The sequence below is a fragment of the Siminovitchia fortis genome (assembly GCF_007681465.1).
GTDB classification, from domain to species: Bacteria; Bacillota; Bacilli; order Bacillales; family Bacillaceae_C; genus Siminovitchia; species Siminovitchia fortis.
In genome coordinates this window covers 20,011-41,517 of sequence record NZ_VEKZ01000028.1, presented here as the reverse complement: position 1 = coordinate 41,517, position 21,507 = coordinate 20,011, and the positions used below count along the sequence as shown (strand labels likewise).

Here is a 21,507-nt window from a genome sequence, read left to right as displayed (position 1 = left end):
ATTTCAGGTTTTTCACCGGAGTTAATTTGAAATTAGGTGTCTGAAATAATGTGCTAGTTTACAGTAATGACATTGTTGACTTTTCCCCGTTAAAAGAGCTGAAAGAACTCCGGATTTTGGGGTTGGGTACAAGCGGTTTGACTGATATTTCCTTTTTATCGCCTTTAACTGAATTGGAAACTTTGAACTTAAGTGGAAATCAGATAACGGATATATCGCCTTTATCAAAACTGACGTCATTGTCAAAATTGGATCTGTCCAGCAACAGCATCGAAACAATTGACGCCTTGTCAAACCTCGATTCATTGACGACTCTCATTTTATCCAAGAACGCCATTAAAGAAATTGATCCTTTAACGAACATGACATCCCTGCTTCACCTGGACCTTTCCGAAAATCACATTGATGACTTCAGCCCGGTGGAGGATCTGGAACTACTTGAACTGATAAGATAGATACCCCTTATGGGCCAATGAAAAAAGCGAATACAATGGTGGAATGATTGGTTCAATTATATGAAAATCAATCAATATCAAAAGTAGAATCCACAAATAACCGGGAGAATACAAAGACTAAAATGGCCGCTTTACTTACATTGCTCTTACCTTTACCCCTGAAATGGAACGACAAGGGGGCATATCCGGGCAGCCCATGAGATGGAGTGCTGTAGAAAGAAGAGCCGCATCCATTTGGATGCGGCTCTATATATTTTAGAGATTTATAAATTTATATAACCTGCCGGATTTACACGGCTTCCATTCTTAAAGATCTCAAAATGAAGGTGTGTTCCATCTCCGCCTTTTCCTGCTACAACATCTCCTGTGTTACCCATAGCTCCAATTACCTGACCCTTGGATACTTTGGTACCTACTCCAACAGAGCGGCTGCTCATATGGCCGTAAAGTGTTTTATAGCCATTCCCGTGGTTAATGATGATAACATTTCCATAGCCACCCCAATTTCCAGGTGAACCAAATGTTGAAACCTCTACAGTTCCACTTGCTGCCGCTACAATCGGCGTACCTTTTCCTGCTGCAATATCTACCCCATTATGCATTGCACCCCAACGGGTACCGAATCCGGATGTAAATATTCCAGAAGCAGGACGTGTAAACATTCCTGAGCTTACTGCAGGTGCTTTACCTACAGGAGCAGAAGGCTTGTGGTATGTAGTAGTTACTTTACTTTTTCCTGGTGAAGAAGATTTTGATGCTGTCTTCGTTCCAGATGAAGTAGTTCCAGATGAAGTAGTTCCTGATGAATTGGAAGCTTCGTGTACACGGGCTGTCGCTTTAGCTTTCTCTGCTTCTTCTGCCTTTCTGGCTTCTTCTGCAATACGGGACTCCTCAGTACTAATGGCCCCTTGGATTTCTAACTGCTTGGCATTAAGCTTTGAAATTTCTGCTTCCAGAGATTTCTTTTCATCTGAGATGCCTGCTTGTTCAGCCTTCACATTTTTCATTGCTTCATTTTTTTGTGCTTTTTGAGAGTTAAGATCGGCTTTCAAGTCTTCCAACTCTTTAAGCATACCATTCAATTTTTCCAGATTCTTTTTGACCTTTGCCTGCTTTTCCTCTAGTGCATCCTTATCTCGCTGCTGCTCTTCCATGATTTCTTTATCTGCACTGACAATAGTTGTTACTGCAGAAACTCGGTCAACGAAATCGCTAAAACTTTCAGCCCCTAGCAAAACATCGATGTAATCGACTGATCCGCCATTTTGTTGGATGCTCCTTGCTCTTTCTTTAAGAAGTTCACTTCTTTTTTCTATCTTTTGTTTCAATACTTCTATTTCTTTTTCAAGCTTTTCAATTTCTGCTTTCGTTTTTTCTATTTCCTGCTCTTTTCCTTTTATTTTTGTATTAGTGGTATCTATTTCCGTTTCCAGCTTCTTTACTTCAGCTTGCATATTATTAAGCTGGTTTGTCAAATCAGCCAGTGCACTTTCTTTCTGGGCTAAAGAATTGTTAATATCGGACAGTTCAGAAGCAACCTGAGACTGTTGGTCTTTCAAGTCAGATAGTGATGTTGCGGATGCCCCGCCGGCTAATGAGAATGTTCCTCCAAAACCTATGACGCCTGCTACAGTAATTGATAGTAATGAACGTTTCTTCAAGAACTAATTCCCCTTTCTCCCTGGCACGAAATTTTTATTTACGTTTCAGATTTTACCGTCTGGGTAAAATTAACTATATACTCATATTTTCAAAAAGCGTTTGACAGATATAAAGCTACCCCAGGCACCGATAATGACACCGATCAACAGCATCAGTCCAATTAATTGGTATACAAATGGACTATAAGAAAGCGGTTGAATGACCTGATTCGGAATACGCGAAGCCAAAAAGTCATAGGCATAATAGTAGCCTGCCGCCACAACTGCAATCGGAATAATCGCACCGATCAATCCGAGCCACATGCCTTCAAAGAGAAACGGCCAGCGTATGAACCAATTCGTCGCTCCTACCAGTTTCATAATCTCAATTTCCCTGCGTCTTGCAAAAATAGTGATCTTAATAGTATTTGAGATTAAGAACATTGCTGTAAACAGCAATCCGACAATCAGAACAAGACCAATGTTACGGCTTGTCTTTAACGTATTGAATAATTTTTCGACTTTTTTCTCTCCATAGAGCGCTGAGTCAACAAAATCAAAAGAGCTGATTTTCTTGGCAACTACCGGCGTGTCAACCGGTCTTTTCGTTTTCACAATAAAGACATCATGCAACGGGTTTTCCTGTTCATACAGCTTCCAGTCTTTTCCCATCGTTTTGATCAAATGGTCGAGTTCCTGTTCCTTGGATGAATAAGCAACCGACTCCACCTGATCGATTTCTTCAATTTTTTTCTTTAGCGCTTCCTTGTCTTCTTTCTTGGCCGTCAATTCTATATGCGTACGAATTTCGACATCATTCTCAATATCTGTGGCAAATTTATTCATATTCAGCATGATGACGAAAAAAACACCAACGAGCAACAACGTGACAGTGACTGCGCTTGCGGAGGCAAAGGTCATCCACCCATTGCGGCGCAGACTTTTGAAGCTTTCTCCCAGATGGCGCCGAAACGTCCTAGCTTTCATAACCGTATTCCCCCTGCTGTTCATCACGGACAATGATTCCATTTTCAATGGCGACAACCCGGTGCTTGATCGTATTTACGACTTCGCGGTTATGGGTAGCCATAATGACCGTTGTGCCCTGTGCATTGATTTCTTCCAATAAATTCATAATCTCCCAAGATGTTTCAGGATCCAAGTTCCCTGTAGGCTCGTCAGCTATGACGACCTGCGGCCTATTGACTATTGACCTTGCGATCGAAACCCGCTGCTGTTCCCCGCCGGAAAGCTCAGATGGAAGCATTCGGACTTTATGCTTCAAGCCGACCAGTGCCAAAACTTCCATGACCCTTCTCTTAATCTCTTTGGGAGAGTGTTCAGTGACCTCCATCGCAAATGCTACATTTTCAAAAACTGTAAGAGTCGGAAGGAGTTTAAAATCCTGAAAAACTACTCCGATGTTTCGACGTAAATATGGAACTTCCCTATTCTTAAGTTTTGATATGTCCACTCCATTGACAATGATTTTTCCTGAAGTAGGACTTTCCTCCCGGTACACCATTTTAATAAAAGTTGTCTTACCAGCACCGCTGGGACCTACTACATATACAAATTCACCTTGGTTAATCAGGATGTCCAAGCCGTTTACAGCAATAATACCGTTAGGATATTTCTTGCTTACATCCTGCATTTCAATCATACAAACCACCTTACTCCTTTAAGTAAATCATTCGCTATGTATTTTGCTCACATTGTGTCAAGGTGAAATTCCTCATGACAAGCGGATGGAAAATAAACATTTCCATACAAAGCGCGGCTTATCCGGTAAGCCGCATGTTATGAAAAACTCGTCAAATTATATCGAAATTTAAGCCCAGACTCATTATAACACTTGGCGCCCATAATTTAAGGTACATTTATATTACATTTGTGTTTCAAAATGTCATATTACGGTAATATTCGAGATGATTAGACATTCATGAAAAAACTGCCTGCTCCGTAAAAATATCCCTTTTAAGCATTTACTGACTACCGGATATAAAGACCTATGACAAACGGATTGATCGGTTAAGCGATTAACAAAGGCCGAACAGTTTTCTTCAAAAAAAAAGAGACAAGCCGATCCATTTTCAGCTTGTCTCTTTTGTCCAGCTCCAGGCGCCATCGGCGCAAGGATTAAGCCAATCGCTGATGAAGGCAAACCACGCCTTCTTCAGCGATTGGCTTATGCTTGTCACCTAAGACTGCGCGCCTTGCGCTTTTCTTAATCCTATTTACTTTTTCTCTGCCAGCCATGCAGCCACTTTGTCTGCATCATCACCTTTGATGATGCCTGCCGGCATTCCTGGCCTTCCATTTTCGATTACATCATGGATTTCATCTTGGCTTAATGTTCCGCCGATTTTTTGTAGATTAGGGCCATTGCGTCCTTCCAAGTTTTCACCATGGCAGCTTGAGCAGTTTTGCTTGAAAATAGCTTCCGCGTCATTTGTAGCAGTTGCTCCGCCGCCTTCATTTCCTCCGCCGGCATTGTCATTATCATTGCCGCCACCGCCGCAGGCAGCAAGTCCGATGGCCAATCCAGTACTCATTATTAGGGCCCACATTTTTTTCTTCAAGGTATACATCTCCTTTTTAAAAATGGTGCTCTTTTAGTATACCAATTAACATGCTTTTTTAAACAAATAAGGATGCGGGCATTTCCTTATAATGGAAAATTAGTGACAACTATTGGGACCCTTTATAAACGTGAACGCAAAAACGCGTTAATGAACACATCAATGTCTCCATCGGTCACCGCCTGGACGTTTCCGACTTCTGTATTTGTGCGGTGATCCTTTACCATGGAATATGGATGGAACACGTAGGACCGGATCTGGCTGCCCCAACCAATCTCCTTCTGCTCCCCTCTGATGTCGGCAATCTCTTTTTCTTTTTCTTCGATTTCGCGCTGGTAAAGCTTGGCCTTCAACATTTTCATCGCACTTTCCCGGTTTTTGATCTGTGACCGCTCGTTTTGGCACGTCACGACAATACCGGTCGGCAAATGCGTGATCCTGACGGCAGAGTCTGTTGTATTGACATGCTGGCCGCCTGCTCCGCTGGAGCGGTACGTATCAATTTTCAAATCTTCGGACCGGACCTCGATTTCAATGTCTTCATTCAGCTCGGGCATGACCTCACAAGACACGAAGGAAGTGTGGCGCCTTCCTGAAGAATCGAAAGGAGAGATCCGTACAAGGCGGTGAACGCCTTTTTCAGATTTTAAATAACCGTAGGCATTATGCCCTTTGATCAGGAGGGTCACACTTTTGATTCCGGCTTCATCACCCGGAAGATAATCGAGAGTCTCTACTTTGAAGCCATGTTTTTCAGCCCATCTTGTGTACATTCGGAGAAGAATCGATCCCCAGTCCTGGGACTCGGTCCCGCCGGCACCTGGATGAAGCTCCAAAATGGCATTATTCTTATCATACGGTTCGCTCAATAGAAGCTGGAGTTCAAACTTATCAAGCTGTTCCTTGAATTCCTTCAAGTCATTTTCCAGCTCTGCTTCAAGGTCAGCGTCTCCCTCTTCCTTGACAAGCTCGTGGGTAACTTCGAGATCCTCCTGGGTTTCAACGAGCCCTTTATATTCGCCAACCAAATCTTTTAAAGCGTTGGCTTCATTGATTACGGTCTGTGCGGTTGATTGGTCATCCCAGAAGGAAGGGGCGGCCATTTGCTCTTCCAGTTCGGCAATCCTCGTCTCTTTTTCTTCTAAGTCAAAGAGACCCCCTAAAGTCAGCTAACCTCTTAGCCGTATTTTCCAGTTCAGTTCTTATTTCAAAAAGTTCCATACTACCACCTCGGATGTTTTGTTTAATTTGTACGTTGGCCGTTTCAATTAACCAAGACGGCCGTGGCAATGTTTGTATTTTTTGCCGGAACCGCAAGGACATGGATCGTTGCGTCCGACAGTTTCTTTGCGGCGGACAGGTTTCCTTTTCGCCTTCCCGCCTTCTTCTTTCGGATTGACAGCCTGCCCTTTTGCCACTTCTTCACGCTGCAGATTGTTGCGGATTTCGGCTTTCATGATATATTTTGCAACATCTTCCTCAATGGAAGCCACCATGTTTTCAAACATGTTGAAGCCTTCGTTTTGATACTCACGAAGCGGATCAATTTGTCCGTACGCGCGCAAGTGGATTCCCTGGCGAAGCTGCTCCATCGCGTCGATATGGTCGATCCATTTCGTATCGACAGCCCTGAGGAGGATGACCTTTTCAAATTCGCGCATTTGGTCAGGCGTCAAAAGCTCTTCTTTTTCATCGTAGCGGGCTTTGACTTTTTCAAAAATAAGCTCCGCCATTTCTTCTGGATCCCTGCGTTTCAAATCATCGACTGTGATGTCGCCTTCAGGAAGCAGGTTCGCATTGACATAATCCACGATTCCCTGCAGATTCCATTCCTCTTCCTCTTCGTGGCGAGGTGTGTGGGCGCCAACAGCACGCTGGATCACGGTTTGAATCATTTTTTCCACGATATCGCGAAGGTTTTCCGCCTCCATGACTTCATCACGCTGTTTGTAGATGATTTCCCGCTGCTGCCTTAGCACATCGTCGTATTGAAGCAGTTGCTTACGGGCATCAAAGTTATTACCTTCAACACGCTTCTGCGCGGATTCAACAGACTTGGACACCAGGCGGCTTTGAATCGGCTCGGTATCGTCCATTCCGAATTTTTCCATCATCGATTTCAGGTTGTCGGTTCCAAAACGGCGCATCAGCTCGTCTTCCAGGGAGAGGTAAAATTGCGTAACACCCGGATCTCCCTGACGGCCTGAACGACCCCGGAGCTGGTTGTCGATCCTTCTGGATTCATGGCGTTCTGTCCCGATAACAGCCAGACCGCCCAGTTCCAAAACTCCTTCTCCAAGCTTAATGTCCGTTCCCCTTCCGGCCATGTTGGTCGCAATGGTCACTGCGCCTTTATTTCCGGCTTCTGCGATGATTTCCGCTTCGCGCTCATGGTTTTTGGCGTTCAATACATTATGCGGTATTTTTCTTTTCTTAAGCAGGGAGCTGATCAATTCGGAGGTTTCAATCGCCACCGTACCGACGAGGACAGGCTGTCCCTTTTTATGGCGCTCTGCGATGTCGTCCACGACCGCCTGGAATTTCCCTTTCATTGAAGCATAGATCAGATCCGGCCGGTCATCCCTGATAATGGGTTTATTTGTAGGAATCGCAATGACACGCATATTATAAATATTGCGGAACTCCTCTTCTTCCGTTTTTGCCGTACCCGTCATCCCGGCAAGCTTTTCATACATCCGGAAATAGTTCTGGAATGTGATCGTCGCCATTGTCATGGACTCATTTTGGATTTCGACGCCTTCTTTGGCTTCAATGGCCTGGTGAAGGCCGTCGCTGAAGCGGCGGCCTTTCATCAGGCGGCCGGTGAATTGGTCAACAATGACAATCTGGCCTTCTTCAACTACGTAATCGATATCCTTATGCATGCTTACATGGGCTTTTAACGCCTGGTTGATATGATGGTTCAATGTCACATGTGAAATATCAAACAGATTATCGATGTGGAAAGCGCGTTCTGCCTTGTTGATCCCTTCTTCCGTCAACTGGACGCCTTTCGTCTTTTCATCGTACGTATAATCTTCTTCTTTTTTCAATGTATTCACAAAAGCATTCGCCTGAAGGTAAAGCTGGGTCGATTTTTGAGCCTGGCCGGAAATGATGAGCGGCGTCCGGGCTTCATCGATCAAAATCGAGTCCACTTCGTCAATGACGGCAAAGTGGAGCGGTCTTTGGACGCGGTCTTCCTGATAGAGCACCATGTTGTCACGCAGATAATCGAAACCGAATTCATTATTCGTTCCATACGTAATATCCGCTGCATATGCTTCTTTTTTCTCGTCCTTGGTCATACTGTTCAGATTAAGCCCTACAGTAAGGCCAAGAAATTCATATAACTGCCCCATCTCCTGGGCATCCCGGCTGGCCAGGTATTCGTTCACAGTGACAACGTGGACCCCTTTGCCTGTCAATGCATTCAAGTAAACAGGAAGGGTAGCCGTTAATGTTTTACCTTCTCCTGTTTTCATCTCGGCGATATTTCCTTCGTGGAGGGCAATTCCCCCCATCAATTGGACAGGGTACGGATAAAGGCCGAGCACGCGGCGCGCTCCTTCGCGGACCACAGCAAAAGCCTCGACAAGCAGGCTGTCAAGTGACTCACCGCCTGCGTAACGGCTTTTAAACCTTTCCGTTTGTTCTCTGAGTTCTTCATCCGATTTCTGTTCCATCTCGGAGCCAAGCTTTTTGATTTCTGCTGCCATTTTATCTAGACGTCGTAATTCACGAGTGTTTGAATCGAATAATTTCGTTATGAAAGCCATCATTTTATATTTTACTCTCCCTTTATGATCAAATACGGGCGACATTACATACTGATTCTGGTTGATAATCAACATAATCATCATCTTTATATTTTAACATTAATAATTGGTTCATGACAATAACGTGGGGAGGGGGAAGACGTGGATGCGGTTCGTGGAGGAATTTGGAGGTTTCAAAAATAACTGCGTATGAGTGGGGAATGGGATTATATGAACGGCTATAGTTGGAATATGAGCGAGAAATTAAAATATACGATCTGCTTTAATCGGGATATGAGCGGAAACTTGCCCTATATAATCCGATCCAACGGGAGTTTCATTTTTTGTACGAAAGTATGACGCCTGCTTAGCAGATGCACAGCAAAAGCACGCCCACCTCAAAAAGGCGGCGTGCTTCTTAATGTTTCATTCAGCTTGTTTCAATTAATCCATATTTTCCATCTTTGCGTTTGTAAACGATGTTTGTTCCGTTTGTTTCCGCGTCCGTGAAGACGAAGAAGTTATGGCCGAGCATATTCATTTGAAGCACGGCTTCTTCACTGTCCATCGGTTTCAGGTCGAAACGTTTAGTGCGGACAATTGTCAGTTCATCGTCGTCTTCCGTTGTTTCAGCAGCTGCTCCGTTCACTCCAGTGGCAAACAATTGTTGCAAATCCCCTTTTTCACGGAATTTGCGGTTTACCTTTGTTTTGTGTTTGCGGATTTGCCGTTCAAGCTTATCTACAATCAGATCGATCGCAGCATACATGTCATTGTTCACTTCTTCAGCTCTTAAAACAAGCTGCGGAAGGGGAATCGTTATTTCAACCTTAGATTTTTTATCGGGGTTTACTTTTAAATTAACATGCACATTTGCTTCAGGAGTTTCGATGAAATATCTTTCTAGCTTGTTCACTTTCTTTTCTACGTGGTCTCTAATTGCCTCAGTTACCTCGATGTTTTCACCGCGGATTTGATACCTTAGCATATAAACTCCTCCTTTAAAGGCTATGTATATATACTTCTATATCATACCTCGGAATCCTGCAAAAAAAAGCGAAAGTTTTTGTCGAATTTCGGAGAAAGACGATGATTGATGTCAAGGCTTTTAAAGTAAGATAAAAGCTTTGGCACAAAAATAGTCCCTCTACCGCCTTTTATCATAAAAAACGCCGTCATTTTGCACCTTTGTATAAGGATTATTATAACGTGCCGCAGAAGTCTTTTTCAATTCAATCGCATTCAGATCCCGTATGATATTCTTATTAAGCCTTTCAAGCAAAAATGCCAATTCCTCATTCAGCTTCAGAAGTTCTTTTCCTGCAGCCTCATCTTGAGAAGAAAAGGGAGGCCGGATTTCCGGAAGCAGCTCCTCCCTCTCAGCAAGCATTTTCTCCATTTGACTAATGGCCTCATCCCGGCTGCTGTCACTTTTATTTTTTAATATGTCAACGAGCGCCTTTGTAACAGCGAGGCATTCCTGGACCGCACTCATCGATTCACGCTTTCCAGAGGGGCATGCTGGCGCTGCCTGTTCAATTGAATCACCTGTTTCCATACATCGCGAAATTCAGTAATAATCCCTTCGACTTCTTCGAGGATGGAAATATCCTGTTTGATATTCGCTTCCATCAGCCGCCTGTTTGCGTACTCATATAAGGAGCGCATGTTTTTTGAAATTTCGACATCCATATTCAAAGTTAACATCAGTTCACTTATAATATTCTGCGCCTTTTGGATGTTTGTGTTCCTCTGCTCAATTTCTTTATTTTCTATTGCATGCTTTGCCAAATTGATAAATTTAAGGCAGCCATTATACAGCATCAGTGTCAATTCTCCCGGTGAAGCAGTCGTGACTGAGTTGTTTTTGTACGCTTCATACGGATTCCTGCTTGCCATATTTCCACTCCTAACGTAAAAAGTCATAAAGCAATATTATCCTACATTCCGCCAAATTGCTGCATCAAGTAAAGGGATTGATCATTTGCCCTTTGAATGGCTTTTTCCATCGCAGCAAATTGTCTCCATAAGCGGTCTTCCTGCATTTTCAACCTTGTCTCAAAGCTGTCGATGTTTTTATCAACTGAGATTAATTCCCTTCCCAAGGCGAACTGTTGGTTCGTTGAAGTTGCCCGGCCGGCACGATCCTGGATCTTCGTAATGGACTGGTTCACCGAATCATAGAGCTTGTGGATGACGCCCCTTTCCGAATCGTTTGTTCCAGTGCCCCGGAATAGATTTTCCACAGCCTCCGGATCCTTTTCAATTGCTTCTTTTAATTTTGTTTCATTAATTTCCAACTTCCCGCCGTCAAGGTAATTCGCTGTTGTTGTGATGCCGATCGCAGCCAGCTGCCTGTAGAGGCCATTCGTTTCAACAGAACTGGACATATCCATGCGCATATTTGTCAGAACACCGGATAACAATGGGTCACCTTTGAGAAGCCCGCTTTTAGCCAGCTCTTCCCATTTCTCCTGCTGTTTGTCAGAAAGCTCCTCACGCTCGTCATCAGTGAGCGGAAGATATTTTCTGTTGCGCTCTTCATTCAGCTTTTTATTGATGTCTTCAATCAATTTATTATATTGGTCGACGAACTCCTTGACTGTGTTAAGGACACCTTCCGAGTCGTTGGAGACGTTCACCGTGATCGGCGGATCTGTTTCCTTTAAGGTTTGTTTCAACGTAAAGGTGACACCGTTCATCGAGAAGGTGTTGGATTGGCGTTCTGTTTCAAGGCCGTTGATGGTGAATTTGGCGTTTTGGCCACTTTTCTCTTCATTATTAAACTTTAATACCTGGTTATTAAAATCACCAGAAATATTAATATCATTTCCCGATTCATTGAACTTCCCTGTCTCTTTCCTGGTCACCGTCAAACTGTCGGAAAAAGAATCATAGAACATCGTTACGCCGGCGGGTGATTCGTTCACCTTTCGGATCACCGTATCCAATGTATCATTTCCGGTAACGAAAATCCGCTCGTTCACTTCGCCCTTGGATGTATGGGTGCCGATAGTGAAATCGGTGTAGTTTTGCTTAAACTTCACTTCAACTTTAGCACCTTCCCCAGGCGCTTTATCATCAAACATAATATTTCCCGAAGTCAGGTCGACCTTCCAACCATTGCTTAATTCAGCAATACCATTTGTTGGCCCTTTTGTTATGACGAGGTTTTCAGTTTCCTCACCAATTGTAACCTTTACGGAGAAACCCTCTTCAAGCAGTGATCCTTTACCAAGACTAATCATATTTTGCTTTTCGCCTACCGTAAAAGATGCGGTCTTTTCTTCGAGCACGTAGTCAACCTTTACCGCACTTCCACTGGCCACCTCATTGGTAAACGTAAGCTTTCCATCAGCCAAAAGTACTTTCCCACTCGCCAGATCGGATTCTTCTGTAACCACATCATATGATTTTCCATTGATTTTCACACTCAATGTACCTTCGACAAGTTTGTCACCATTTAAGCCTAAGCTGACTGAATTCCCTTCCGTACGGAGTGTTTTTGATTCTACAACTCCCTTTTCCCAACTGATACCTTCACGTTCTATAAGTTTTTGTGATGTATTAAATTTTTCATTCCCATCGCTTAGCTTCCCACTGATTTTGGTAGCCGCCGACGCCAGCTGTTTTATTTCCGAAATGCTATACGAGGCCTGCGCCGCTCCGCTCGTCACAGTTGCAGACACTTTCGCCTCGTCTGTGGAGGCTGCCATTCTTGCACGGTAGTTGCTCGTCAGCTTCAACTGAGCCAACCGGTCACGGAAGCCGAGCAACATTGTATTGATGGAACGGTAATCGTCCCGCTTCCATTCAAGAATCTGTTTCTGCTGTTTCATTTTATCAAGGGGCATTCTTTTGGCCTTCATCATATCCTTGACGATCTGGTCAATGTCCATCCCGCTTGCCAATCCACCGATACGCATTTGTTACTTCACTTCCTTAGTTTCCCTATATTTTTTTATCTACGAGGATGCCCATGGCATCCGCCATTGCCGCAAATATATCGAGAAGCTTTTTTGGCGGGATTTCCCTTACCACTTCATCCGTCTCTTCATTTACGACTTTAACGTAATATTTATTTAGCTGATCGTGATATTCAAATTTCAAGTATTGCTTCGACGTTTTTAAGTGGCTGTTTGTGAATGCAACTGCTCTTTCAAGCAACGCTGTCGCGTCTTTTTCCGAAAGTTCGTATGATCGTTCTTTCGTTGCGTTTGACTCCCGGTTAGACTCTCCGATCCCGATAGCAGAGCGTACAGGCATCGCAGCACCTTCCACTGGAAGCCTTCCTCCGATCGATCCAATCATCCTCTTTCTCTCCTTCGGTAAAAATTGAATTCTTACAGGTATTATCGGCTCAGTGTCGAATTCCTTTATAAAAATCTCCTGAAATCTATGAGAAATGCCCATTTTGTTTCCCACGTCCTGATTCCAATGCCCTTTTATAGGTCAAATTCATAGGATAAGTTGAACATTTTAATAAAAAAAGATGAGGAGGACCTGAATTGAATCATTATTATCAAACAGATCCTTATGGATATCCCATGGCAAATTACGGATATCCTGTGATGACAATGCCTCGTGGAGATGAAAGGCTTTGGGGAAGGCCCTGGGGTTGGGGCTGGGGATTTGGCGGCCCCTTTTTCAGGCCATGGGGATTTGGATTCGGCTTTCCTTTTTTTCCGTTTTTCTGGTAAAAGAGAATTCGGAAACCGGACAGACCATATGTCCGGTTTCGTCAATTTCCACATAATTTCCCAGGAAATGCTCGTTTTTTGTCTTTTTGTCAAATCCGCTTTTCAAAATGTACTATAATATAGTCATCACAAAGATGTTGAGGTGTGAAAAAAATGGTCCGAATCGCATTATCATGGAGCGGCGGCAAAGACAGCTGCATGGCCCTTCATGAATTGATAAACAGAGGGGACGAGGTCGCCTGCCTGCTGACGACTGTACCACAGGAAACAGGAAAAACTTTTGCCCATAACGAAGACATAAAAAAAATGGAAGCTCAGGCAGAATCACTGGGAATTCCACTGGAATTAGTCCACTGCACATATGATACATATACCGAAGACTTCCTGGAAGAATTGGTGAAATTGAAAACGAAATACAGGCTGGATGCCATCGCGTTTGGAGATATGTATTTGGAGGGCCATCGGGAATGGGGGCAAAAACTGGCGGATGCAGCAGGATTGAAAGCGGTGTACCCCTTATGGTCTGAGCAATCGGAAATGCTGACGATGTTAAATAAATTCATAAATAGCGGATATAAAGCTGAGGTCATCAAGGTCCGGGAAGATGTGCTGCCTTTGGATTGGGTCGGCCGTCTATTAGATGAAAGTTTTATAAAAGACATTAGCGAAAAAGATGTCTGCCCGATGGGGGAATCTGGAGAATACCATACATTTGTTTATGATGGTCCTTTATTTAAAAAGGAAGTAAGAAGCTAACTTTCACACAGTCACTACGAAATATTTTCCTGTTTATTCTCTGAACGGACCGGGAAAAAGAAACATACAAAAGCAAAGGGGTGACAACTTATGAATAGAAACAAAGCCATGATGACAGGTTTGGCGCTAGGAGCCGCGTATCTGATGAGAAATGAAAAATCCCGCAATAAACTCAAAAATCAGCTGAAGTCCTTGGGAACTACAAAGAAATCTAAATAATAGTGATGAAATAGGCGGGTATTGGGCTCGCCTGTTTTTATTTGGACAACCCCCACAGTAAACTTTGTATATCCCTTTCTTTACACAAACTTTTCCATTATCCTATTTGCAAGATATAAATTTAAATTGGGAGGCTGCCCATGTCCTGTAAGTCATAGTTTGATTAAGCTGACACTCCTTTGAAACGAAGAGGCAAAATTACCGTTTCTTGAATAGGCCTTTTAGAAATCCTCCCTTATTCTCTTTCTTTACATAGAAAGGACTTTGATCCTTAACGGCGTCCTTGCCAAACGAATCACCCAAAGGAACAAAATCAAGTTTTTCATTCTTTTTTAAAAAGGGCGTGGCCACTTCAGCCATCTCAGCAAATGTATCTCTAGGATCGTTTTCTGTATCAACGACCATCAAAAAACTTTGGTCCGTTTGATTTCTCACCATCAAAAGCAAATAAGCACTCTTCACATGGGCCATTTTCGGAAGTTGCTTCTTTAATGCATCAATCATCTCCGTCGGATAGTCATTTGGAATGCCGATCATCACCGACTCGCCTTCATCCATTTGCAGAGCGCTGTTATTTATTATTTCGATCAGATTCCCGTCAATCAAAAGATTCTCGCCAAATGGATTGATCACAACCCCCTCGAAACTTCCATTCCCCAGCATACTCTCATAATCTTTGAAAGTGGTAATCAAGGTCTGCTGATTGGGCTCACTGCTCCACTTCCGAAGTTCATCCCAGTCTGTGAACGCCGGGAAGAAAGTCTTTCCATCCTGAGTGGTGATTCCGGCAAATTGTATCTTTGTGTCTTTTTCAAGAACTGATTCCCCGCCCGTATTTTCCGGCATAGGATCAATAATGACCGGAGCGAGAAAGTGGGCTTTCAGCAGCTCGTGAAAAAAAGCTTGCTCATTTCCGCGGCTCGGTTCCTCCCTCAATACAGCAACACTCTTCACCAAATCCGGATTTGTGACAGGCTTGTTTACGTCTACCATCGTGGACACCCTTTCTATGCGTGTTCTTTTATGAAAAAGACAAACCATGGCAATATGTAGTTCTTTGTCAGCACCCATGTTTCCATTTTTTCCTTCATAAAACGTTGGCCTTATCTTCGTATTAGAAGCAGCCGTGAAGAAATTCTTTTTTCAGCTGCTCATACTTATGTTACGAACATGGAGCGATAAAGTTTCCTGGATGCTTGGACCAGCATCGGAATTCCCGCTGACAAACAGTCATAAAGTCAACTTTCCCAGGAAAAGCCCACATTATAAAGGCAACCTTGAAAAAGCGAGCAATTGTAAGATTAAATGAGGAAAACAACAATGACATTCGCTTTCATTGACATTGTTTTCGTTTTCATTCAATTTTTCTGACTTTGTTTATTTTAAGGAAAAAGATGATAATGAAATTACAATGATACGAAAGAGGGTAGGTTAAATGAAGACTTTCATTAATGGCCTAGTCAACAAATACGAGGGTTTCGTACGAGTCAGAACAGCAAGAGTCTTAAACAAACGTAACTAAGGTATAAGCACCTAGATATTGCATATAGATATATTCAGTGAGCCAAGTCTTTCGAGACTTGGTTTTTTTGTTAGGGCTATTGTGATATCGATTCTACTTGTTATCTTATCTGCCCGGATGTCTTCCGATCACTATAGCACAAATCGCATTGCCCTTGCCTCATAACAATCCCATACCCTGATCTTCACCTTCATTATCAGATTCTACTCTTATTACGCTACCTTCAAAAAGGTCCATATACCAGTCATCTTTTTCCTCAAGAATATTATGTCTAAAAACGGGTATTCTATATAAAAATAAAGCAAGTTTCGTTTGTTTCCTTTTTATGTCTTTTGTTTCTTTTCTGAATAATTTATACTGGAGGTGAGAGGAGTGAAAAAACATATGGCTGTAAAAACGGGAGTTGTTTTTAAAGGCATCTCTGACGTCATGGCCCAAGTTAACAAGGAAAATATCAGTGAAAACGCCAGGCAATATGTACAACTGCTCCATCAATCCATTGAAATCGATCAAGAGAAAGAAATGTTTTATCTGGAACTGAACGATGATGAAAAAACCGAAGTAGAACATGTACTGAAAGACGTTTTCCATACGAGACTGCCAGAATATATGCCGGTAACAGAAGTAGCACAAATGTTGAATGTTACGCCGCAGATGGTAAGAAGATATTGTGCTGAAGGGAAGATTAAAGCAAAACAACGCATGGAGAATTCCGGCAAATGGCTTATCCCTACAGAACAATTTTTAGCAAAACCTGAATTTTCCAAGCATCTAAAACAGAAAGAAATTAATAGAATGAAATCAATGAAAGCGATTGATCTCGTATTGCAAGGCATTGATGAAGAAGAGGAAGAGGACTAAATGCCGGAAAATTTTCTTTCGGAAAAGAGATATATGCTGGATACAAACATTTTTAGATATAAAATAGACTCAAGCTCCCACTATAGAAATGAAGCCAAAAAGTTTTGGACAATGATACTCTCCGAAATGGAAATTGGCGAGAGCGAGATTTTTGTCCCCCATGAAGTGCTAAGGGAGCTTGAGATCCAATCCTACTTAATGATGGACAAGGAAAAACGCAGATTGGATGCAGTTAGGGGATTCCTCACCATTTTACCTGAAATTAATAATAGGCAGGCAGAGCATATGATAAGAAAAATCTCCGCATATATTCGATCAAATTATAAAAAGGAGTTAGATGTCATAAAACGCGGTGTAGAATATCCTTCTGTCTCCGACTCTAGAATTCTATTAAATGCATGGCAATACGATTGTATCCTGGTTACAGCAAACATTAAAGACTTTATGTTATTTCCCTTACTCTTTGACTCGGATGCATTAAAACTATATGACCCTATTACCGAAAACTATGTTGTACTGGACCCAATAGTACATGAAACAATAACTAATGATAAGCAGTTCAATGTTATGAAACAGGAACTTGTACAACTTTTAAATTACTGATTTTTTTTGCAAGGTAAAGTACGGGAGGATATAGCTTTTACCAGTGCATTCCACTCAAAAGCAATCACTTGGATACATATCGGCTTCGTTGCACCAGTTTGTCGCCCATTTAAAACTTCTTCAATCCCGCTATTGTCAACGCCATATTCACAAAGCGGAATACTGAGTCAATGGCTCTTTTACCTGCTGTTTGTATGCGTAGAAGGTGGAAATTATTCTTTTTTCGTTTTTGCCAAAATGCCCGAGAGATCCGTAACTTCTTTTAGCGCTGCCGTATTTTCATTCTGTATTTCCAGCCACACTTCTTTGCGGTGGACTTCTACATTCTTAGGCGCGTTAATGCCGATTTTGACTTGATCCCCCTGAATGGCTGTAATAGAGATTTCTATGTCAGGTCCAATTTGAATAGCCTCGCCCTTTTTCCTCGATAATATCAGCATGACGTCACCCCTTCACTTTCTGTCCAAACAGGGGGTGCCTGGTGTTATAATCGGTGTCATTCAGAATCACTTGCTTCGCCCTATTATTATGTCTGTTGATGACCACCGGTGCTTGCAGGTTAGCCGTCGTCTTTTCAAACGGATCCTGCACGGTTAATATCGCGTAGACCACTGCATCCTCCGGCTGTTTAAGAGCCAACTGCTCAATCGCTGATTCGCTCAGTTTAAAGTCATACTCCGGGAAAAATGAAAAAGGATCCGTGACGATAAAGCCGATTTCCGGTGTTTTAACTGACTGCATCACCAACAAAGTGCCCTCATCCAATGGCAGCAAGACAAAATTCTTCTCTTCCGGAAATCCGGGAATCCCGCTGTCAAACCTCAAAACAGCTTCTTCGTTTATCTGCTGCGTTCCATGATATTTCGTTTCAATGTTCATTTCCCCGCTCCTTTCATGCTTCCAAATTGACAAAATCTATTTTTAACGACGGCTCGCGTTCCATATAAATATCCACTTTTCCCGGTTCATTTTCGATCACAGGCTCTTGGGGCTCCGCATGGATGATCGGCTTATTTTGTTTCCATTGGATGTGCAATACATCCGGCTCATAATTGACTTTGACACTGAAAGGAGAAGGTATGAATGTTATATTCAACGAAGCCTGCGGTTTTTCAAAATTTCGCTTGGCTATATGCGGAATTGGATTGCCGCCGCCCAGCTCAATCCGCATCAGCTCGTCTCCCTCTTCCGCTCGCCTTGCAATGCCCTCAAGAAGCTGTGAGCGTCCATCTTGAGCAAACTCTTCCACAAGCCTTGGTGTAGACTTCAAATTCATATCTTCCCAGGCTTTAGTCTGGTCAATCGTAAGCTTTCCAGGCGTACGTTCAATCTGCATAACAGCTGGAGGCTGCTGAATCTCCAATACCGCTCTAGGCTGTTCTATCGACTGCCTTGCCGGGATTGTCCGCATGCCAATCTGCCCTATAGTGGATTCAATCCGAATTTGTGGCATCAATCTCATAAAAGCACCTCCGTTTGCTTTTTAAAAGAGAAAAAAGCTACCCAGCGAAAGTAGCTTTCTATCTTAAAAAGTCAACCAGCGTCGGCTGAACAATCCGTGCGCTTACACTCAACGATGCTCTAAGCATGCTCTCCTCCATCACCAGTTCGGTGATGACCTTTTCATATTCCACACCTTCATTATCAGCGACCATCTTCTTTAAAATCTCTTCCTGCTGATCAATCCGGTTCTCCATCAGATCAATACGATTTGCGCGGGCACCGAGCGAAGCCCTTTTGGTTAAAAGATTATCAATCTCAATATCGAGATCTCCAAGATAGCTGCCGATATCTTTATTTTCATCATTAGGGTTTCCTTCAATGGCATCGGTCAGTTCTTTTAGCTTATTGAATAATTCTTGTGTAAAAACATTAGTCACATTAATCGGAATCTCGATGCCTTTACTAAGCTCTATTTTAACTGCCTCATTATTATTATTTACATCAAAAGTTCCATCGTCTTTAGGGGTTACAGGTTTTTTTATCTCATCCGAAGATGCATCCGTATCCGTTCCATTAAAAATATACCTTCCGGCAACTTCCGTATTGGCGATATTTGCTAATTGCTCGGTCAGTTCTTTTATCTCTTCAGCAATAGCATCACGTTGGCTTTGATCCAACGTTCCATTGGCTGCACTCTCTGTCAACTCACGTATGCGGTGCATCGCTTTCGTTGCCTGATCCAAAGCCGCATCCGAATTGTCAATCCAGTTATGCGCTTCTGTGAAATTCCGTTTAAACTGCTCATTCTGCTTAACATTAGTACGATAGGCAAGACTTTTCATGGCAACAACCGGATCATCTGACGGCCTGCTAATCTTTACCCCTGTATTCAGTTGTTCCTGCAGCATCCCAAGACGGCCGTAAGTATTGCTCAAATGTCTGAGTGAGTTGTTTGCAATCATAGATTGTGTAACACGCATATCAATTTACCCCCTATCTCCCGACAACGCCCATGCCGTTAATTACTTTATCGAGCATTTCATCAATCACAGTTATATTCCTTGCAGCCGCATTATAAGCGTGCTGGAACTTAATCATATTCATAATCTCTTCATCTAAAGAAACAGCGCTGACCGAAAGCCGTTTTTCGTCAACTGCGGCCTGAAGGGTGCTGACATTCTTTGCCTGCCCTTTGGCATATTGCGCTTTAACGCCTAGACTCCCAATTAACTCCTGATATTTGGTCATTACATCTTTTAATGAATCGGCCATAGCCAATGCTTTTGATCCGTCACCAGGAGAACCCTCCGGTTTTAATCCTTCTGTATCTTTTAGTATCATCTCAAGGTCACTTGCACCCGCGTTATTATTAAAAAAATCACCATCAAATGCCCCATTTACTTTTTCCACCAGAAGATCCGCTATACTATCCAATTCTTTCATGACAGTTATATATGAATCCCCTTCTTGACCTTGGTACCCATAATTCTCAATGAGGCTTTTCAATGTTCCATCTGTTAAATCTTTAAGAATATCCTCTTCACCAATCTTAAGCCCAGTTACAACATCCGGCTCCTCACCATATGAAACATTGATTTCTGCAAATTTGAAATCCTTGCTGACAAGTTCATATTCCTTCGTAGTACTGTCACCTTTCATTTTAATGACATAGATCCCTTCCATCTCGCCTTTGGGATTTTTGTGGCTGGGTACCTTTTGCACCTCTATATCCATAAACTTGGAAAGCTCATCCACAAGCAGGTCCCGCTCATCATACAGGTCGTTCGGAACATAACCCAGCGGTTCAACTTCCGCTATTTTTTGATTTAGCTCGTTGATGTTTTTCAACAATAAATTGATTCCCCTTGGATCATCATCTTTTCCACTTTCGTTTAGGTATGTATTTAGCTGGACCTTCAAATCCTGCCTATAGTCCTCCATCGTGTTGTATATGTGGTTAAATGTATCTGCTACGGTTTTTCCGCGCTCAAGGACAACTTCCCTCGCACCGGAGTTTTCCGGGTTTACGCTCAGGTCTTGGAGGGCCTGCCAAAAGTCGTTTAGCACCCTGGAAATACCTGTGCTTTCTTTACCTGTCTCATTTAATATATCTTCCAATCTGGAGAGGGCCTCTGCATTTGTTCCAAAATACCCCAGCTTTGCATTTTCTTTTCGATATTGCGTGTCAAGGAAGGATTCCCTTATACGTTGAATGGAACCTGCCGAAACGCCCGTCCCGATCTGGCCCGGAATCATCGGCCGGTTCATCGATGCAGGCGGATACGCTTCTGAGGCCTGCATATTGATCCGCTGGCGAGTATAGCCCGGTGTGTTGGCGTTCGCTACGTTATGTCCGGTCGTGTATAGCCCGGCCTGCTGGGTGTTCAGTGCTCTTCTTGCCGTTTCCAGGCCATGAAAGGTAGATGACATGTTATTTCCTCCATATTTCTCATTCAATTATATTAATCAAGCCTTTGAATCGAAGAAGGACTTGTTTGGTTTGGGTTGTTTTTTCTCATCCGGCCTGCCGTAGGCGGCCGTTTCCTTTTCCGGCTGCAACAGGTCGAGGTTCATGTTGACGTACTGCAATGATTGGTAGATGAGCTGCTTGTTCAGATCGTTCTGGTTCTGAAGCCTTTCAATCACTGTTATCAGCTGTTCCTGCAGCGCCTTCAGCGTTTCGGCCGCTTCGGGGTTTGCGGCTGCTATGCAGTCCGCAATCGTGATTTGGCCGTCCCAATTCTTTTTTAAAAACGCTTTTGCAACCGTCTGCCGTTCGTCTTCCATCATGGTGATGGTTGTTGTCAGCTTCTGTTCTTCGCGCATAATCTCCTGGAGGCTGTCCACATCACCTTTTTTCAGGACCTCCGTTTTCTTGACCGCATTTTTCAGCAGGCTCTCATGCAGTTGATACTGCCTGGTCAGATTGTTGATCAAAGTCTCCGCAGACATGGAACAGCCTCCTTTC

24 protein-coding genes are annotated in these 21,507 nt (G+C 43.1%); 6 read left to right on the top strand and 18 right to left on the bottom strand.

Annotated features, from left to right (window positions below; all coding sequences use genetic code 11):
* Window positions 1-50: 50 nt before the first annotated feature.
* Window positions 51-455 (top strand): leucine-rich repeat domain-containing protein, encoded by a 405-nt coding sequence (locus FS666_RS10710; protein WP_144462155.1) that lies wholly within the window; start codon window positions 51-53, stop codon window positions 453-455.
* A 263-nt stretch (window positions 456-718) separates the two neighbouring features.
* Here FS666_RS10710 and FS666_RS19810 read toward each other — a convergent pair whose 3' ends face one another.
* The 11 genes from FS666_RS19810 to FS666_RS10650 form a co-directional block, all read right to left on the bottom strand.
* Complete coding sequence (locus tag FS666_RS19810) at window positions 719-2,116, bottom strand: murein hydrolase activator EnvC family protein (protein ID WP_164876279.1); 1,398 nt, start codon at window positions 2,114-2,116, stop codon at window positions 719-721.
* Between the two features lie 81 nt (window positions 2,117-2,197).
* A complete protein-coding gene (gene ftsX, locus FS666_RS10695) occupies window positions 2,198-3,082 on the bottom strand; it encodes a permease-like cell division protein FtsX (protein ID WP_144462157.1) in 885 nt (294 codons plus the stop codon).
* Window positions 3,072-3,758 (bottom strand): cell division ATP-binding protein FtsE, encoded by a 687-nt coding sequence (gene ftsE, locus FS666_RS10690; protein WP_144462159.1) that lies wholly within the window; start codon window positions 3,756-3,758, stop codon window positions 3,072-3,074. Before ftsE ends, ftsX begins: the two co-directional genes overlap by 11 nt.
* Window positions 3,759-4,332: 574 nt before the next feature.
* On the bottom strand, window positions 4,333-4,677 hold the full coding sequence (cccB, locus tag FS666_RS10685; RefSeq protein ID WP_120070284.1) for a cytochrome c551: 345 nt from the start codon (window positions 4,675-4,677) through the stop codon (window positions 4,333-4,335).
* A gap of 122 nt (window positions 4,678-4,799) precedes the next feature.
* Window positions 4,800-5,898, bottom strand: a protein-coding gene (gene prfB, locus FS666_RS10680; protein WP_144462161.1) for a peptide chain release factor 2 whose coding sequence is annotated in 2 segments (ribosomal slippage) — window positions 4,800-5,825 and window positions 5,827-5,898 — 1,098 coding nt in all. Because the reading frame shifts where the segments join, the coding sequence is not laid out codon by codon here.
* 47 nt (window positions 5,899-5,945) lie between these two features.
* Window positions 5,946-8,459: a preprotein translocase subunit SecA gene (secA, locus tag FS666_RS10675; protein ID WP_144462163.1), complete on the bottom strand. Its 2,514-nt coding sequence runs from the start codon at window positions 8,457-8,459 to the stop codon at window positions 5,946-5,948.
* A gap of 406 nt (window positions 8,460-8,865) precedes the next feature.
* A complete protein-coding gene (gene hpf, locus FS666_RS10670; protein ID WP_120070290.1) occupies window positions 8,866-9,423 on the bottom strand; it encodes a ribosome hibernation-promoting factor, HPF/YfiA family in 558 nt (185 codons plus the stop codon).
* 159 nt (window positions 9,424-9,582) lie between these two features.
* The gene (gene fliT / locus FS666_RS10665) at window positions 9,583-9,930 is read right to left on the bottom strand and encodes a flagellar protein FliT (RefSeq protein WP_120070294.1); all 348 of its coding nucleotides are present in this window, start codon (window positions 9,928-9,930) and stop codon (window positions 9,583-9,585) included.
* The gene (gene fliS, locus FS666_RS10660) at window positions 9,927-10,334 is read right to left on the bottom strand and encodes a flagellar export chaperone FliS (RefSeq protein WP_120070297.1); all 408 of its coding nucleotides are present in this window, start codon (window positions 10,332-10,334) and stop codon (window positions 9,927-9,929) included. Before fliS ends, fliT begins: the two co-directional genes overlap by 4 nt.
* A 41-nt stretch (window positions 10,335-10,375) precedes the next feature.
* Window positions 10,376-12,361, bottom strand: a complete 1,986-nt coding sequence (gene fliD, locus FS666_RS10655; RefSeq protein ID WP_120070300.1) for a flagellar filament capping protein FliD — start codon at window positions 12,359-12,361, stop codon at window positions 10,376-10,378.
* A gap of 25 nt (window positions 12,362-12,386) precedes the next feature.
* The gene (locus FS666_RS10650) at window positions 12,387-12,746 is read right to left on the bottom strand and encodes a flagellar protein FlaG (protein ID WP_120070304.1); all 360 of its coding nucleotides are present in this window, start codon (window positions 12,744-12,746) and stop codon (window positions 12,387-12,389) included.
* Window positions 12,747-12,943: 197 nt separating this feature from the next.
* Here FS666_RS10650 and FS666_RS10645 point away from each other — a divergent pair, with 197 nt between their 5' ends.
* The 3 genes from FS666_RS10645 to FS666_RS20480 all read left to right on the top strand — a co-directional run bounded on the left by FS666_RS10645 (window position 12,944) and on the right by FS666_RS20480 (window position 14,110).
* On the top strand, window positions 12,944-13,135 hold the full coding sequence (locus tag FS666_RS10645; RefSeq protein ID WP_120070307.1) for a hypothetical protein: 192 nt from the start codon (window positions 12,944-12,946) through the stop codon (window positions 13,133-13,135).
* 153 nt (window positions 13,136-13,288) lie between these two features.
* The gene (locus FS666_RS10640; protein ID WP_120070309.1) at window positions 13,289-13,891 is read left to right on the top strand and encodes a Dph6-related ATP pyrophosphatase; all 603 of its coding nucleotides are present in this window, start codon (window positions 13,289-13,291) and stop codon (window positions 13,889-13,891) included.
* Between the two features lie 90 nt (window positions 13,892-13,981).
* Window positions 13,982-14,110, top strand: a complete 129-nt coding sequence (locus FS666_RS20480) for a hypothetical protein (RefSeq protein ID WP_260842109.1) — start codon at window positions 13,982-13,984, stop codon at window positions 14,108-14,110.
* Window positions 14,111-14,308: 198 nt separating this feature from the next.
* Here FS666_RS20480 and FS666_RS10635 read toward each other — a convergent pair whose 3' ends face one another.
* Entirely contained in the window at window positions 14,309-15,103 is a 795-nt protein-coding gene (locus FS666_RS10635; protein WP_186306497.1) for an enhanced serine sensitivity protein SseB, read from the bottom strand.
* 901 nt (window positions 15,104-16,004) lie between these two features.
* On the opposite strand from FS666_RS10635, the gene FS666_RS10630 reads away from it, so the two are divergent.
* Window positions 16,005-16,493 carry a helix-turn-helix domain-containing protein gene (locus tag FS666_RS10630; RefSeq protein WP_120070317.1) on the top strand — a complete coding sequence of 163 codons (489 nt, stop codon included), beginning with the start codon at window positions 16,005-16,007 and terminating at the stop codon, window positions 16,491-16,493.
* The gene (locus FS666_RS10625) at window positions 16,494-17,096 is read left to right on the top strand and encodes a PIN domain-containing protein (protein WP_120070320.1); all 603 of its coding nucleotides are present in this window, start codon (window positions 16,494-16,496) and stop codon (window positions 17,094-17,096) included.
* A gap of 212 nt (window positions 17,097-17,308) precedes the next feature.
* Here FS666_RS10625 and csrA read toward each other — a convergent pair whose 3' ends face one another.
* The 6 genes from csrA to FS666_RS10595 are packed head-to-tail and all read right to left on the bottom strand — an operon-like array spanning window position 17,309 to window position 21,491.
* Window positions 17,309-17,536 carry a carbon storage regulator CsrA gene (gene csrA, locus FS666_RS10620; RefSeq protein WP_120070323.1) on the bottom strand — a complete coding sequence of 76 codons (228 nt, stop codon included), beginning with the start codon at window positions 17,534-17,536 and terminating at the stop codon, window positions 17,309-17,311.
* 4 nt (window positions 17,537-17,540) lie between these two features.
* Window positions 17,541-17,975: a flagellar assembly protein FliW gene (gene fliW, locus FS666_RS10615; RefSeq protein ID WP_120070326.1), complete on the bottom strand. Its 435-nt coding sequence runs from the start codon at window positions 17,973-17,975 to the stop codon at window positions 17,541-17,543.
* A gap of 13 nt (window positions 17,976-17,988) precedes the next feature.
* Window positions 17,989-18,558 (bottom strand): DUF6470 family protein, encoded by a 570-nt coding sequence (locus FS666_RS10610; RefSeq protein ID WP_144462165.1) that lies wholly within the window; start codon window positions 18,556-18,558, stop codon window positions 17,989-17,991.
* A gap of 58 nt (window positions 18,559-18,616) precedes the next feature.
* Window positions 18,617-19,519, bottom strand: a complete 903-nt coding sequence (gene flgL, locus FS666_RS10605; protein WP_120070332.1) for a flagellar hook-associated protein FlgL — start codon at window positions 19,517-19,519, stop codon at window positions 18,617-18,619.
* Window positions 19,520-19,532: 13 nt separating this feature from the next.
* Window positions 19,533-20,969, bottom strand: a complete 1,437-nt coding sequence (flgK, locus tag FS666_RS10600; protein WP_120070334.1) for a flagellar hook-associated protein FlgK — start codon at window positions 20,967-20,969, stop codon at window positions 19,533-19,535.
* 36 nt (window positions 20,970-21,005) lie between these two features.
* Complete coding sequence (locus FS666_RS10595) at window positions 21,006-21,491, bottom strand: flagellar protein FlgN (RefSeq protein ID WP_120070338.1); 486 nt, start codon at window positions 21,489-21,491, stop codon at window positions 21,006-21,008.
* Window positions 21,492-21,507 lie beyond the last annotated feature (16 nt).

What these genes read in the sequence shown, in the direction of transcription:
- ftsX (WP_144462157.1), bottom strand. Translation starts at nt 3,082, where the DNA reads ATGAAAGCTAGGACGTTTCGGCGCCATCTGGGAGAAAGCTTCAAAAGT.
- ftsE (WP_144462159.1), bottom strand. Translation starts at nt 3,758, where the DNA reads ATGATTGAAATGCAGGATGTAAGCAAGAAATATCCTAACGGTATTATT.
- secA (WP_144462163.1), bottom strand. Translation starts at nt 8,459, where the DNA reads ATGATGGCTTTCATAACGAAATTATTCGATTCAAACACTCGTGAATTA.
- hpf (WP_120070290.1), bottom strand. Translation starts at nt 9,423, where the DNA reads ATGCTAAGGTATCAAATCCGCGGTGAAAACATCGAGGTAACTGAGGCA.
- fliT (WP_120070294.1), bottom strand. Translation starts at nt 9,930, where the DNA reads ATGAGTGCGGTCCAGGAATGCCTCGCTGTTACAAAGGCGCTCGTTGAC.
- fliS (WP_120070297.1), bottom strand. Translation starts at nt 10,334, where the DNA reads ATGGCAAGCAGGAATCCGTATGAAGCGTACAAAAACAACTCAGTCACG.
- fliD (WP_120070300.1), bottom strand. Translation starts at nt 12,361, where the DNA reads ATGCGTATCGGTGGATTGGCAAGCGGGATGGACATTGACCAGATCGTC.
- FS666_RS10650 (WP_120070304.1), bottom strand. Translation starts at nt 12,746, where the DNA reads ATGATTGGATCGATCGGAGGAAGGCTTCCAGTGGAAGGTGCTGCGATG.
- FS666_RS10640 (WP_120070309.1), top strand. Translation starts at nt 13,289, where the DNA reads ATGGTCCGAATCGCATTATCATGGAGCGGCGGCAAAGACAGCTGCATG.
- FS666_RS20480 (WP_260842109.1), top strand. Translation starts at nt 13,982, where the DNA reads ATGAATAGAAACAAAGCCATGATGACAGGTTTGGCGCTAGGAGCCGCG.
- FS666_RS10635 (WP_186306497.1), bottom strand. Translation starts at nt 15,103, where the DNA reads ATGGTAGACGTAAACAAGCCTGTCACAAATCCGGATTTGGTGAAGAGT.
- FS666_RS10625 (WP_120070320.1), top strand. Translation starts at nt 16,494, where the DNA reads ATGCCGGAAAATTTTCTTTCGGAAAAGAGATATATGCTGGATACAAAC.
- csrA (WP_120070323.1), bottom strand. Translation starts at nt 17,536, where the DNA reads ATGCTGATATTATCGAGGAAAAAGGGCGAGGCTATTCAAATTGGACCT.
- fliW (WP_120070326.1), bottom strand. Translation starts at nt 17,975, where the DNA reads ATGAACATTGAAACGAAATATCATGGAACGCAGCAGATAAACGAAGAA.
- FS666_RS10610 (WP_144462165.1), bottom strand. Translation starts at nt 18,558, where the DNA reads ATGAGATTGATGCCACAAATTCGGATTGAATCCACTATAGGGCAGATT.
- flgL (WP_120070332.1), bottom strand. Translation starts at nt 19,519, where the DNA reads ATGCGTGTTACACAATCTATGATTGCAAACAACTCACTCAGACATTTG.
- flgK (WP_120070334.1), bottom strand. Translation starts at nt 20,969, where the DNA reads ATGTCATCTACCTTTCATGGCCTGGAAACGGCAAGAAGAGCACTGAAC.
- FS666_RS10595 (WP_120070338.1), bottom strand. Translation starts at nt 21,491, where the DNA reads ATGTCTGCGGAGACTTTGATCAACAATCTGACCAGGCAGTATCAACTG.